The organism is Helicobacter pylori (genome assembly GCF_001998165.1).
In the GTDB taxonomy this organism is placed as follows: domain Bacteria; phylum Campylobacterota; class Campylobacteria; order Campylobacterales; family Helicobacteraceae; genus Helicobacter; species Helicobacter pylori_DL.
This window is the reverse complement of record NZ_MTWR01000042.1, coordinates 1-14,454: the sequence shown is the minus strand read 5'-3', so window position 1 is coordinate 14,454 and position 14,454 is coordinate 1. Positions and strand designations below refer to the sequence as shown.

Annotated in this window: 8 protein-coding genes and 2 pseudogenes; 6 read left to right on the top strand and 4 right to left on the bottom strand. The window is 39.5% G+C overall.

All coding sequences use genetic code 11. The annotated features are described in order from the left end of the window. Position 1: 1 nt before the first annotated feature. Positions 2–379, bottom strand: coding sequence for a copper resistance determinant CrdA (gene crdA / locus BZK24_RS05485; RefSeq protein ID WP_077655511.1), 378 nt, complete (start codon positions 377–379; stop codon positions 2–4). 174 nt (positions 380–553) lie between these two features. Between crdA and fumC the strand changes: the two genes are divergently transcribed. From fumC to BZK24_RS05465, 4 genes and pseudogenes are all read left to right on the top strand, one after another. Beyond that, a complete protein-coding gene (gene fumC, locus BZK24_RS05480) occupies positions 554–1,945 on the top strand; it encodes a class II fumarate hydratase (RefSeq protein ID WP_077656824.1) in 1,392 nt (463 codons plus the stop codon). A 3-nt stretch (positions 1,946–1,948) separates the two neighbouring features. Next, positions 1,949–4,074 (top strand): annotated as a pseudogene (locus tag BZK24_RS05475) (SIR2 family protein); the annotation flags it as partial. After that, positions 4,064–5,383, top strand: a pseudogene (locus tag BZK24_RS05470) (type I restriction enzyme subunit R domain-containing protein); the annotation flags it as partial. The pseudogenes BZK24_RS05475 and BZK24_RS05470, both read left to right, overlap by 11 nt. Further along, positions 5,383–6,090: a YgjP family zinc-dependent metalloprotease gene (locus BZK24_RS05465; RefSeq protein ID WP_077656822.1), complete on the top strand. Its 708-nt coding sequence runs from the start codon at positions 5,383–5,385 to the stop codon at positions 6,088–6,090. The pseudogene BZK24_RS05470 and the gene BZK24_RS05465, both read left to right, overlap by 1 nt. Positions 6,091–6,179: 89 nt before the next feature. Here BZK24_RS05465 and BZK24_RS05460 read toward each other — a convergent pair whose 3' ends face one another. From BZK24_RS05460 to BZK24_RS05450, 3 genes are all read right to left on the bottom strand, one after another. Next, on the bottom strand, positions 6,180–8,705 hold the full coding sequence (locus BZK24_RS05460; protein ID WP_171972410.1) for a TonB-dependent receptor family protein: 2,526 nt from the start codon (positions 8,703–8,705) through the stop codon (positions 6,180–6,182). 318 nt (positions 8,706–9,023) lie between these two features. Then, a complete protein-coding gene (gene rocF / locus BZK24_RS05455; protein ID WP_077656820.1) occupies positions 9,024–9,992 on the bottom strand; it encodes an arginase in 969 nt (322 codons plus the stop codon). Positions 9,993–10,004: 12 nt separating this feature from the next. Continuing rightward, positions 10,005–11,432: an amino acid permease gene (locus tag BZK24_RS05450; RefSeq protein WP_000654554.1), complete on the bottom strand. Its 1,428-nt coding sequence runs from the start codon at positions 11,430–11,432 to the stop codon at positions 10,005–10,007. A 199-nt stretch (positions 11,433–11,631) separates the two neighbouring features. Here BZK24_RS05450 and BZK24_RS05445 point away from each other — a divergent pair, with 199 nt between their 5' ends. Both BZK24_RS05445 and BZK24_RS05440 read left to right on the top strand, forming a co-directional pair. Continuing rightward, complete coding sequence (locus BZK24_RS05445; RefSeq protein ID WP_077656819.1) at positions 11,632–12,774, top strand: alanine dehydrogenase; 1,143 nt, start codon at positions 11,632–11,634, stop codon at positions 12,772–12,774. Positions 12,775–12,895: 121 nt separating this feature from the next. Continuing rightward, positions 12,896–14,454 (top strand): DUF262 domain-containing protein (locus BZK24_RS05440; RefSeq protein ID WP_077656818.1); only part of this gene is annotated, 1,559 nt, incomplete at its 3' end.

The window sequence follows — 14,454 nt, the reverse complement described above, 5'->3', positions numbered from 1 at the left end:
CTTATAAATCCAGACTTGTTTTAGCGCGATAAACCTGGCCCTCTTTAGATTTAATATCCACCCTAACCTGCCATGTCCCGTTCATAGAAAGATTGGTTTTAGCTTCATAAAGGCCGTTTTTTTCACTCACTTGCGCCATTTCTTTCATCGCTGGCATGCCAGACATTTCAGGCATCATAAACTGCACCCTAACGATAGCTTTTTCTAAAGCCTTACCTTTTAAAGTGGGGCTAAGCACAAAAGTGTTATCGCCTTTAATGGGGTTACCCACGGATTTGATTTTCACTTCCAAGTCATTGGCTTTTAGGGTTTGCTCCCATGCGTTTAAGCTCATAACCCCCAACACGCTTACTAAAAATAAAGCGGCTAACTTTTTCATCGTTTTGACCTTTAAATTAAGATAACAAGGAAATTCTTGTTGCGGATGAATGATAACCCTCTTTTGTGTAAAAATTGTGGAAATGGTGTTTAAAAAATTAGGGTTTTTAAGTAGAAGGTATAAAAGTTTATGCTATTTTTTTAAGGTTTTAAAATCAAATTTCAAAGGATTAGCATGCAATTTAGAATTGAACATGACACGATGGGCGAAATCAAAGTAAATGATAGCCAATACTGGGGGGCTCAAACGCAACGCAGTCTTGAAAACTTTAGAATCGGCACTGAAAAAATGCCTAAAGAACTCATTGGCGCGTTTGCCAAACTCAAAAGGAGTCTGGCGGTAGTCAACCACAAGTTAGGGAAATTGAGTCTGGAAAAATCGCAAGCCATTATCAAGGCATGCGATTGTATTTTAAAAGGCGAATTGTGCGGCGAATTTCCGTTGGCGATATGGCAAACAGGGAGCGGGACTCAAACGAACATGAACCTCAATGAAGTCATTGCCAATAAGGCTACCGAAATTTTAGGGGGTAATTTTAGGGAGAAAAAACTCATCCACCCTAACGATGATGTGAACATGTCTCAAAGCTCCAACGACACTTTCCCTACCGCTATGCACATTGTGAGCGTGCTAGAAATCACGCACAAACTACTGCCCAGTTTAGAGAATCTGTTAAAAACCTTTAAAGACAAAAGCCAACAATTTAAAGAGATTGTCAAAATCGGGCGCACGCATTTACAAGACGCTACGCCTTTAACTTTGGGGCAAGAATTTAGCGGGTATGCGAGCATGCTAGAGCATTCTAAACAACAAATTTTAGAGAGTTTGGAGCATTTAAGGGAATTAGCCATAGGCGGGACGGCCGTAGGCACAGGACTAAACGCTCATAAGGAATTGAGCGAAAAAGTGGCTGAAGAATTGAGCCAGTTTAGCGGCGTGAAATTCATTTCTGCGCCCAATAAATTCCACGCGCTCACTAGCCATGACGCTATCGCTTATGCGCATGGGGCTTTTAAGGCTTTAGCGGCGAATTTAATGAAAATCGCTAACGATATTAGATGGCTTGCGAGCGGGCCGCGCTGTGGTCTGGGCGAGCTTAATATCCCTGAAAACGAGCCGGGCAGTTCTATTATGCCCGGTAAAGTCAATCCCACGCAATGCGAAGCGATGACCATGGTGGCCGTGCAAGTGATGGGGAATGATACCGCTATTGGCATTGCGGCCAGTCAGGGTAATTTTGAATTGAATGTGTTCAAGCCGGTGATCATTTATAATTTCTTGCAGAGTTTGAGGCTCTTAAGCGATAGCATGGAAAGTTTTAACACCCATTGCGCGATCGGTATTGAGCCTAACAAAGAAAAAATTGATTATTACTTGCACCATTCTTTAATGCTAGTAACCGCCCTTAACCCGCATGTAGGCTATGAAAACGCCGCTAAAATCGCTAAAAACGCCCACAAAAAAGGCATTTCTTTAAAAGAAAGCGCGGTGGAATTGAAACTCTTGAGCGCTGAAGATTTTGACCAATTCGTGGTGCCTGAAAAGATGATTGGGCCTAAGGCTTGAAACATGACTAAGATCAAGGATCAAGATTATGAAATGTGGGCAAGAGAAATTGCGAGAGGGAGTGCTGTAGTGTTTTTTGGGGCTGGCTTTTCAGCTGGCGCTACAGGGTTTGATGGCGAATTGCCCTTGGGCAATCAGCTAAGAGATAAATTAGGTGAATTTTGTGGATTTGAAAGGAAGTATTATGAGACAAAAGATCTGAAAGATGTGGCTGAATATTGCTTAAAAAAACAAGATCATCAAAAAATTGTAGAAAAATTAAAAGATATTTTTAGGGTCAAACAATCAAAGGATGAACAAAAAGTTGTTGTAGGATGGCCATGGAAGAGCATTTACACGACAAATTACGATGACTTGGTTTGTTATGCTGGCAAGCAGGTTAATAAAAATATTGATATTTTAACGCTTGAAAGCATGTTGCCAAGTAAATCTAGAAATTTTTGTTTGCATATTAATGGCTGTGTGGATAGATTAGAACCAGAACATTTAGATAACTCTTTCAAATTGAGTCGTTCTTCTTATGTTAATAGTGATGTTTTTGCAAACTCTTCAGAGTGGAAAGATAAATTTATGCATGATTTGCAATACTCTGCATTGGTGGTGTTTATGGGATATTCTTTAGCGGATATGCCTATTGAGAGAATCTTACTTGCAAAAACTGAAAGTATGCGGAAGAAAACTATCTTTGTGGTTGCAGATCCTAAAAATTCCGATGATGATCCTATTGGCGATAACAAATTTGAAGGGTATGGGAAATTGCTTAAAATTGGTATGGAGTCTTTTGTAAACAAGATACAAGAATGTTGGCCACAGGATACTAATTTAGGTTTTAACTATTTAGAACAAATAATCATTTCTAATTCATTGGATGTCAATATTAGAGACAATGACTTAAAATTATTTTTTGAGCAAGGTAAGTTTAAAGATGGATGGTTACGGAATGAGGTTTTGCAGTATTTAAAAAATGGGCATCAGATTAGAAAAAGTTTTTCAGGTAAGGGATTCACTCTGGGAGATAAGATAACAGAAGGGATAAAGGATAAATATAGCTTGAAAAGTCCTATTCAGTCAGATTATGTTCCTAAACTAATTCCTAGAAAAGAAGAAATTGATGAAGCTCAATGCGAATTAGCACGAGATAGCGTAGGGATTTTAGGGGTGTTTGGCGAATTAGGGAGTGGGAAAACGATATTTTTAAGACAATTAGCAATAGCACTTGTTGAAAGTGGTAACTTAGTATATTTTGTTAGGTATGGGGATTTTATTTCTCAAAAAGAAGAAATAGATACCCTACTAAAACAACTTAAAGATGGAAATGAGAAAGCTATAATCTTTATAGATTCTTATTTGAATCAATTAAAAATTTCTCAATACATTGCTAAGAAAGTTAAAGAAGTGCGTTGTGTCAAACTGATATTGGCAACAAGAGCTGTTGATGGACATGGCGATGAGAATTGTAAGTCTATTTCAGAAGACTCATCAGTAGAGATAGGGCAGTTAAGCGATTTAGATTTAGACATTTTTGTACAGATTATTAGTTATCTTGGTTTGTGGTCGAGAGATTTGAGTGGAGAATCTTTTAGAAGACAAAAAGGGTATCTTCAAAGAAAATGCAACGCTCAAATGTTGCTTATTTTGCTAGATATATTTAATTCTGAACATATTTATAACAAGCTAGTTAAGAGCTTAAATAATGTTTTAAACGACAAAAAAATAAAAAAGATATTATTTGTTATTTGTTTTTTGCATGTAGCGAATATCACTAGCAAAGACATTGCACTTTTTTCATATTTATTAGGAGATGATGGATTAGGGAATCTTAAATCGCAACATATCAAATAGCTCAGAGCTTTAAACCTATGGATTGACGACGATTCTGGTTCCAGTATTCTAGCTTTATTTATTTTGCACCACATGTTCTCATATGATGAAATCACAGGATATGCTTTTGAGATATTAAAAAGGGTGAGAAACACAGAGAAAAGCTACCATAATTTAAAGTATCAAGCATATCTTAAGTTATTAATTATCGCACTATGAGTCGTGTATTTGGCAAAGAAAAAGATGGAGATAAGGATAAGAAGTTTACATTTTTGCGTAACTATTATGATGATGCTAAAAGAGAGTTATAAATACCGCACTTATTGCAAAATGCTGCAAAACTTTTTTAATGAAAAAGATGAGAAAAAAGCCCTTAATAAAATTAAAGAGTTTGAAGAAAAAGTTAAAGAGCGTTTTATTAATGAGCCTAATAGAATGAAGCTATTGATCGTGGTGGATAAGCTATTGACCGGTTTTGATGCGCCAAGTCTCACTTATTTATACATGGATAAGAAAATGCAAGATCATGGGCTTTTTCAAGCGGTGTGCAGGGTGAATAGATTAGATAGCGAAGATAAGGATTTTGGCTGTATCATAGACTATAGGGATTTGTTTGATAGCCTGCAAGAAGCGCACAGCGATTACACGAATAAAGCGTTTGAAAACTATGAGAGAGAAGACATTCAAGGGTTTATCTCTGACAAATCTCAAAAGATTAAGAAAAAATTAGAAGAAACTAGAGATCAGTTGGAATCGCTTTGTGAAAGCGTGAAAGAGCCAAAAGATGAAGAGGATTATATCGCTTATTTTTGTGGGAACGATTTAGAAAAAAACGCTCAAAAAAGGCGGTTGTTTTACCAGCTTGTTGGCGCGTTTTTAAGAATGTTTGTGGAATTGAACCATTTAGAAAAGCCCATTTATTCTAAAGAAGAAATGCGACAAATCAAACAAGAAGCGGAATTTTATAGGCATTTACAAAAAGCGGTTAGTTTAAGCAGTGGGGATAGCGTGGATTTAAAAAGCTATAGCGAAGACATGCGTAGGATCTTAGACGCTTACATTAAAACCACAGATAGCGAGGTGTTATTCCAAATAGAAGATCAAGGGCTGTGCGAAGTTTTAGCCCAAATGAATGTTAATGATTTTAATAAGGCGCTGTCTCAAGCGTTTAAAAATGAAAGCTCTATGGCAGAAAGCATCGCTAAAAATACCAGAAAACGCATTATAGAAAAAGAAGCGAGCGACCCTAAGTATTACGGAGAATTATCTTCGCTTTTAAACGATTTGATTCTCCAATTTAGAGAAAAGAAATTAACCTATTTAGAATACTTGCAACAAATCCAACATTTAGCCAAAAAAGTTATCCATAAAGAAAATAAAAATTACCCTAAAAAGATCAACACTAACGCTTTAAAAACCCTCTACGATAATTTAGATCAAAATGAAGCCTTAGCCCTAGATATAGACGCATGCATAAGGGATAATAAAAAAGATGGTTGGGTGGGGCATAATCAAAAAGAAAAAAACCTTAAAATCGCTTTAAGAAAAATCATAAACGATGAGGTTTTGTTAGAAAATGTCTTTAATTTAGCCAAACACATAAAGGAGTATCATTGATGAACGCTTATTGTTTGACTTTAAATAATACCAACATCGCCATAGAAAAAAAGGATATTAAGCATTTACACATTAGCGTTTGCCCGCCTGATGGCTCTGTGCATGTGTCTTGCCCCCTAGCTTTAAACGATGAGAGCCTTAGGCTTTCTTTGATTAAAAGACTCCCTTGGATAAAAGAACAGCAACAAAATTTTTTAAACCAAAACAGACAGAGCCAAAGGGAAATACTAGAGAGAGAAAGCCATTATCTTTTTGGGAAACGCTATTTATTAAAGATTGAACACACTATAAAAAAACACTTCGTCCTCCAAAGCCCTAAATATTTAATCTTGCATGTCCATCAAAAAACAAGTTTAAAAAAGCGCTTAAAAGTGTTAGAAAACTATTACAGACAAGTCTTAAGAGAAAAAATACAAACCTACATCAACCAATACGAAAAGATTTTAAACGAGAGCATACAAGGCTTTAAAATCCAAAAAATGAAACGGATATGGGGGAGTTGTAATATTGCTAAACGCACCCTACTTTTCAATTTGGAATTGGCTAAAGTGCCTAGAAAGGGCATTGAATATGTGGTTGTGCATGAATTATTGCATTTAAAAGCACGCCACCATAACGAATATTTTAGGGATTTGCTGAGTTTGTATTTGCCTAATTGGCAAAGGGCTAAGGCCAGCCTCAAAGAAACTTATTTGGAGCGCTCTTAAATGAAGATTTCATCATTTCAATGAAATCGCTAAGCGGCTGATTTTAGCGGCTCATCATAGCGCAATAACCCCCCTCCTTTTTAAAGCCTCTAGAAAGTGTAGTTCAAATACGCTGTAACTGATCTTCCAGGTGCGGGTTGCAAGCCTGCAGGGCTAGAGCCAATCCCTGTAAAATAATACTTCATGTTGAAGATGTTATTGATTTGCAAGCTTCCTGTAACTCTGTGTCGTCCGTTTTCCCAGAAAATTTGGCTCACTTGGATATTCCACACCCAATACCAAGGCAATAGCCCTTCATGTTGGGTCATACACCAAGCTTCGCATTGATAACCGCTATTAAGAACGCTTTCATAGTTGTTCCCCCCACTATAGTATTGCATCCCGTAATAGCCTCCTGCTGCGCTGTTGCTAATCCCGCTATAAGCGCGGCTGTAAAAATAGCTAGAAATACCAATGGTGGTTTTACGCCAATTGTAACGAGCGTCAAGAATGAATTGGAAAGGGCTTACAAATGGGAAATGCTTGTTATAGCTAGTCCCTTTTAGCACATCCCCGTTCAAGTCTGTTAAAGGGCCATGGCTAGTTACACGAGTGTCAATGTAGTTGAAAGCGGCATGGAATTGCAACCCTCTAATAGGCCTGTAATACAATTCCAGCTCCACGCCTTGAGAATAGCCATTAATGGGGCGCACATTACCTTTCATAGGGCCGCTTGTATAGACTGAATACTGCCCGGTGGCAAAATCGCGCGCCCAAATCCTGAAGTAGTCCGCATTGAAGCTGAATTTATCTTTATAGGTGTAGCGCGCTCCTGCTTCCACCGTGTCAAAGTGCTGGGTGAAATACTCCGCTCCTCCATAGCTCAAAACGTCTAATTGAGGCGGGACGAAAGAGCGTTGGTAGTTAAAGTAGGTAAGCACATTGTGATCGCCTTGCACAGGGATAAAGCCAATGTTGGTTGAGGGCATCCAATTGTTCATGTGCTTGATTTTTCTTAAATCCTTCTCAGGGATTTGCGCCCAATTAGTCGCATTTTCGTTGTTGTATTGCACAAAAGCGTAGCGCAAACCAGGCACGATGAAAAAGCGCCCGTCCCAAGCTTCAATGCGATCGCTCAAATAGACCGCTGTGTAATTGTTGCGCCAGTTATTCCAGTTTCTATAAACGCCATGCTTGATGTGGGGTTTCCAACCGCTCATCACGTTAGCGCCCTCACACAAGAAGCCTGCCCCCTCACCGCTCGTTTTAGTGGCGCATTCATTGGTGTTTAAGTATTGGCGTTGTAAAAAAGTGGTGGTCATGAAACGCAAGCCCATGATAAAGGTTTGCTTGACTTTCCCGGTATTGACGATCAGATTCACTTTAGGCTCAAAAGCGTTGTTAATGGAGCGCACAGGGTTTTCTACTTCTGCCCAGCCATTGTAGTTAGTGGCATAATAAGGCACAGCCAAGTTATACCCTGCCGGAAGTCCCGCCGCCCTGCATGCCGCTTCGCTAAAACAAGTAACCATGTTAGCGCTATTATAACTAGAGCTCACTTGAAAGTCCCTAGTCATCAACTGCCCATAGTAAGTGAAGCTAAAAGTCCCGCCCACTCTGTCTAAATCCCCGAAGTGGTTTTCATACACAGCCCCAAAGCGTTGTGAGCGCCCGCCTTTTTGGTTTAAGGGGCGCAAATTGGCGAAGCGGTTTATTTTGTAATCTTGCTCGCTGAGTGATCCCGGTTGGGCGATAGCAAAATCGTAGTATTGGTAATAGGCTTTAATCCCATTGCTTTCATTGATGTCATAGACCCCATCTAGCCAATAGTTTGAAATATTAGAGGGGCTATTGTCCCTAAAGCCTTGTCCTCTAACCCAGTTAGCTTGCGCTTGGATACCCACATGCTTATTGATCATCCCTCCGCTTCTCACATAGGTGTTATAGAGGAGGTTATTGCCTAAAGACTTGATAAAAGAAGGATCACCGGTTTTATCAGGGGGAGCGGCAAAACCGGCGTTTCTAGCCTTAGCCCAATAAGTGATCCTTTCAGCCGCTTGGTTTTCCCATTGAGTAGGGATAGGCTTAGTGATGATATTGACAATACCCCCATAAGTGTTAGGCCCATACTGCACGCTGCCTCCACCTTTGATCACATCAATGCGATCAATGGCTTGAAAGGTAACGGGGAAAATGTCTAGCTCAATGTGAGCGTAAGGGGCCATATAAACAGGAATACCATTGACTAACATCAGCGTCGCATCGCTATGCCCTGAACCCCCAGCTCCAAAGCCACGGATTTGGATAGTGGGCATAGCCCCTACACCTGTCGCATTCCTAATTTGCAGACCGGGGACATTCTGTAAAGCTTCTTCAATGCTTTGGTTAGCTTGTTGGGTGAGCGCTTTATTAGAGATCACCGTGCGGCTTCCTGTGTATTTTTTCACTTCTTCATCTTCCCAACTCTTAGGCGCGGTGATCCCGCTATAACCCAAATTGACCTGCCCAGAATAATCAGATTTATCCTTTTTGCCGGCAGTAGAAACCTTGCCCAAAGTGTAGTCTTTATCTTTAGCGAACACAGACTCTTGGCAAATCAAGCTGGCAGTTAAAGCCAACAGAACTTTTTTATGCAACACAAACTCCTTATATTTTGAGAGGTTAAAAAATGGTTTAAATTTTTTAAGTAAAATCAAACCGATAACGAACGCCAATTATTAAGTAATAAAAACAAAAAAAACTTAATAACTCACAGAATTTTATGATAAAATTCTTAAAATTTGATTGATCCCATGAAAATCTTTTTTTTTTTTTGATTTTGCTGATTTTACTCAATCTCTAGTGAAAAATCCCCATTTTGACACACAACGAGCCTGCATGCGTTCTCAAAACACACAAGACATTTTTTGACGCTAAAAGCGGTTTAACTTTTCATCGTTGTGTTTGAAAAGCGATCAGCGACTCATTATAAAAGATCGCTCCTTATCTTTAATCTTGCAGCGCTTGATGATGAGATCCAAGATCTCTAAAACCTGCTTTTCTTCTTCGTTATTGTGTTTTATACTCACCGTGGGGTTGTATTCGGTTACCTCAATGGCCCCTAATCGGTCTTTAAAACTTTCTAAAAGCAAGCTTAGTAATTGCTTCAATTCATCAAAACTCAACCCATTATTTTCACGCACGCCGGTAGAAGTGAAAAGCTTGCCATCCATAATGTCTAAATCTAGGCTAAGGTAAATAATATCCACCGCTTTTAACAATTCTTTGGTTTTTTGAACCACTTCATGCATGTTTTCTCTTATCGCGCCCACGCTAAATAAAGGGATTTCTAATTCCTTAATCACATCTCTTTCGCTCTGTTCGGTGCTTCTTACCCCAAAATACACCAAACATTTAGGATCAATTTCTAACCCTCCCTTTTCTAACCCCAAAGAGCAGAGCTTTTGCCATGCCTTTTCTTCGCTCTCGCTCATGCGATTAACCCCGCTATGGACACGATTTAAAACCATACCTAAGGGCATGCCGTGGATATGCTTTGTATCGCTGTCATAAGCCGTGTGAATATCCGCATGCGCGTCTAAATACAAAATCCCTATTTTTTTGTCCTTATGAACGCTCCTAAAGGCTTGGAAAATCCCAAACATGTTCGCATGCTCTGAGCTTAAAATCAAAGGGAATTCTTTTTTTTCAAACACTTCTTTCATGCAAGGGATCAGATTTTCTTTACAAAAAAGGTAGTAATCTTCAAAATTCTTGGCGTATCTAAACTCTTTATAAAGCACGCACCGCTCTTGAGTGATCGTTTGCATGCCTTTAATCACATCGCCATGCGTCGCACTTAAAGCTTCTCTCAAACGCCTAACCCCTGTATCGGTGCCTCTTTTTGACGCTCCCAATTCCGCTTCTAACCCTACTAAAATCATTTTATCGCTCCTTCAAATTCCTTTTTCTTGCTGATAGCCCCATTTGTCCTTACTCAAATAATACGCCCCATAGCAAAGCCCCATAAACACTAGCGTGAGATACCCTCCAATGCGTTCATTTGCATCCATATACGCCCCTATAAGCCCCACCAAGCACCCGCTGATGCCAATAATTTGGATCAAGGGATTAAGGGGGGCTTTATAAGGCAGATCTTTTAAGGATTTCCCCAAAGCCAGATACTCTTTCCTGAAGCGGTATTGCGCTACGCTGATACTGATCCATACAATAATCACCATAAAACTCACCACATTGATCAAGCTTGCCATGATTTTTTCTGGCGCAAACGCTTCGGTGAGCATGCCAATAAGTGTAACCCCTAAAGATAAATACAAAGCATAAGTGGGCGTTCCAGAGGCGTTAAGTTTAGCAAAAAGGGGGAAAAACATCTTTTTTTGACTTAAGCCATAAATCATCCTCCCTGAAGCGTATAACCCAGAATTAGCGGTGGATAAAATCGCAGTGACAATGACAAAATTCATAATATCCGCCGCATAAGGGATACCCACGCCCAAAAAGGGTAAGGGGATTTTTTCTAAAGCGCTCACAAAAGGGCTTTGCGTCAAACCGCTATCCGTCATGGGTAAAAACACCGATACCACAAACACCGCCCCTAAAAAGAAAAACACGATCCGCCATAAAGTCGCCTTAATCGCTTTAGGCATGACTTTTTTCGCGTCTTTAGTTTCTCCTGCTGCAACGCCGATAATCTCTGTGCCTGTGTAAGCAAAAATCACCGCTAAAATCGCCCCAAAGAACGCCTCCACTCCTTTAGGGAAAAAGCCTTTTTCTAGCCCTTGAGTCTCCCCATTAAAATAGAAATTAGCAAACACGCCTTCAAATCCATGCAAATAAAACGAATAGACAATGCCAATGCCCCCAAGCACAATAAACACAAAGACCGCTAAAACCTTAATGGTGCTGAGCAAAAATTCGCCTGTGGCAAAAATCTTAACCGAAAAGAAATTCAATAAAAATAAAAGCGCAATGCATGCGATGACCCACACATACACAGGAACAGTCGGGAACCATCGTTGCATAAGCAAGCCTATGGCGATGTATTCCACTGCCACGGTTAAAACCCAGCTCAGCCAATACATCCAAAAGACCATATACCCAGTGCTTGGGTTAATAAAACGGCTCGCATAATCCCCAAAACTCCCTGTAGTGGGATATACGCTCGCTAATTCTCCTAAAGATAAAACAATAGAATAGACAATAATCCCTCCAATCAAATACGCTAAAAGCGTGGCTAAAGGGCCCGCGCTAGCGATATTCCCCCCTGTGCCTACAAAAAGCCCAGTGCCAATCGTCCCCCCTAAAGCGATCATCATCAATTGGTTGAAGCCAATGTCCCTGCTTAAGGCTGTGTTGTCTTTCATAAACGCATCCTTTAATCGTTAAGTGAATTCTATTTTAAATCCCAACCAACGATTACAAAATAATAAGAAAATGAATAACAAACAAAATTAACTTCATTGTGTAAAAGAGTAATACTATTTAGCTTTTTAAAAGAAAGATACCCAATCGTTTAATGGAGTGAGTATAATCATAACTGACACTACTATTTAAAGGATTAACATGACTATTGGGCTAGTCAAAGAAAGCATGGATTTGGAATCTCGAGTGGCTTTGGTGCCTGATGATGTGGCACTAATCGTTCAAAAGGGCGTGGAGGTTTTAGTTCAAAATAATGCCGGCGCTAATAGCGGTTATAGTAACGAAGCGTATGAAAGCGTGGGGGCTAAAATCGTGGATTCTAAAACGGCGTGGGGGCAGGATTTGGTGGCCAAATGCAAAGAGCCTTTAGAGCATGAATACCCTTTGTTGAAAGAAAAAGCCACGCTGTTTAGTTACTTGGATTTAGCGTATCAAAAAAGCTTGTGCGAAATGTTTATAGATAAAAAAATCACTTCTATTTGCACTGAAACCATTGCCGGGCCTAAAAACGACTACCCTATTTTAGCGCCTATGAGCGTGGTGGCTGGGAGGTTGGCTGCGCATTTGATTCAGCATTATTTGCTGGCTTTAGAGCATGTTAAGGGGTTTATGGGTAAGGGGGTCATGCTAGGGGGGTTATCGGGCGCGCAAAGGGCTAAAATCGTTGTGGTTGGGGGCGGTGTGGTTGGCATGGAGAGCGCGAAAGTCTTAAGCCAAATGGGGGCTAAAGTAACGATTTTAGAATTAGACTACGCCAAATTACAAAACCACCCCTATTATCATTTGTATGATTTAGAAGTTTTAAGCGTGAATGAGGCCAATATCATTCAAGCCTTAAACGGAGCGGTTGGGCTAGTGGGAGCGGTACTAGTTACAGCGAGCCAAACCCCTAAAGTGATCTTAAGAAGGCATTTAAAACGCATGCAAAAACAAGGGGTAGTGATAGATGTGGCTTGCGATTTAGGGGGGTGCATAGAAACCATACACCAGACAAGCCATTCTAACCCGGTGTATGTGGAAGAGGATTTGTTGCATTATGGCGTGCCGAACATGCCAGGGATTGTCGCTAAAACAAGCTCTGTAGCTTATAGCCATGCGAGCGTGCCGTATTTGTTGTATTATTTAGAGCATGGTTTGAAGGGCTTTTTAAAAGCCAACACTAAAATCGTGGCAAACACGCTTGGAGGCTTGAGCGCTTATAACGGCTATATCACCCAAGAAGGCATCGCTAAAGCGTTCAATCTGGCGTTCAAATCGCCTTTAGAGGTTTTAAAGGAGCTTTAAAAATAAGTTGTAAAAAAGAGCATGGCGATAAACCATGCGTCTTCATGTGTGGAAATATTTCAAAAAAAAAAAAAACACTTTTTAATGTTATAATCTACCCTAAACAATATAAGGGGTTTTTATGGCAAAAATTGATAGCTATGAGTGGTATCTAAAAGATACTTTAAAAAAAGGACTCTATCACCAAATCCCTATCTACCAACGCCCTTATCAATGGACAGAAGAGAACTGCGAAAAGCTTTTAGACGATTTGTTTTTTAATTATGAAAATGACAGAGAAAGCGATTATTTTTGCGGCTCATTAGTCTTAGTCAAATCCGATCCCAATTCCAAAACCGAAACCTATGATATTGTAGATGGCCAGCAACGCTTAAGCACTTTCATTCTGCTGGCAAAAGTTTTAGCCACCCTCTATGATAAAGATTTAAACCCAACTAGCAGAGAACTTTTAGAAAAGAGTTTGGGCGATATTGATGGAGAAAAAAGAGAGCGGTTGCATTTTAACGCTATGGGGCTTAACGCTAAAGATGATTTTGTGTATGCATTAGAACATTTCAACGACTCTCAAGCAAGCAAGAATAAAAATAATAAGAACAATTACCTAAAAAATGCGATTTGTTTAAAAAACTATCTTAAAGAGAAAGAGATTAAAGACATTAACGATTTCATTAAGTGGTTGTATTTTAAGGTCGTATTTATCAAAACCACTTGCCCCAATGTGAGTATGGCGTTAAGGATTTTTAGTGTTTTAAACGCTAGAGGTTTGCCCTTGCATGCGATAGATGTTTTTAAGGTGGAGTTACTAAAAAAACTCGCTAACAAAAAGGATCAAGAAGAGTTTGTGTCTCGTTGGAGTGCCTTGCATCAAAAATGCTCAGGGAATGAGTCAAAATTTCCAAAGAGAAAAGAGAACAAGCGAGAGAAGAATGCCACAGAAACCTTATTCAGTTGGTATTTAACCTATCTCAATCCGGTAACTTCTAAAGAAAAAACGGATAAAAGACTCGTTACTTGGTTTAACAAGCTTAATAAAACCCCTTTAGAATACCTTAAGGGCGTAGAGGATTTTTACAACGCTTATGGTGAGGTGTTAGAAATGCAAGATCGGCATGCCTACTTGCTTTCTTATGTGGCCTCTGATTATTGGCGTGTTGTTTTGTGCACCAGTTTGTTACACCATTATAACAATCAAGACATAGAGGCTTTAAAGGAGTTATTAGTCAAGTTTTGCTACCAAAATTGGGTTGCAGGGCGGACAAAATCTCAAATCGAACAAACTTGTTGCAATATTATTAATGCCTTGAAAGAAAAGAAAAGCATTGAAAATATCGCTTCTATTGTTGTAAAAAAATATTTAGATGATAAAAATATCACGCAACGCTTTAAAGAAAACCTACAAGACAACAACTTATACACGAAATTCTACTTCGCTGGTAAATCCGTCAAAAAAAATTCATGGCTCAAACCCGTTCTCATTTTAGTGGAATATTTCATGAGCGATAACGCCAACCCCGCTTACATTAAAATGGATGACGATTTGCATGTTGAACGCATTCTGCCCCAAAACCCCGATCCTTCAAGCCAATGGGTGAAAGACTTTAACGAAGAAGAAAGGGAATTATACACGCATTCTTTAGCCAACCTCACGCTTTTAGGGGGCAAGAAAAACACCAAAGCTTT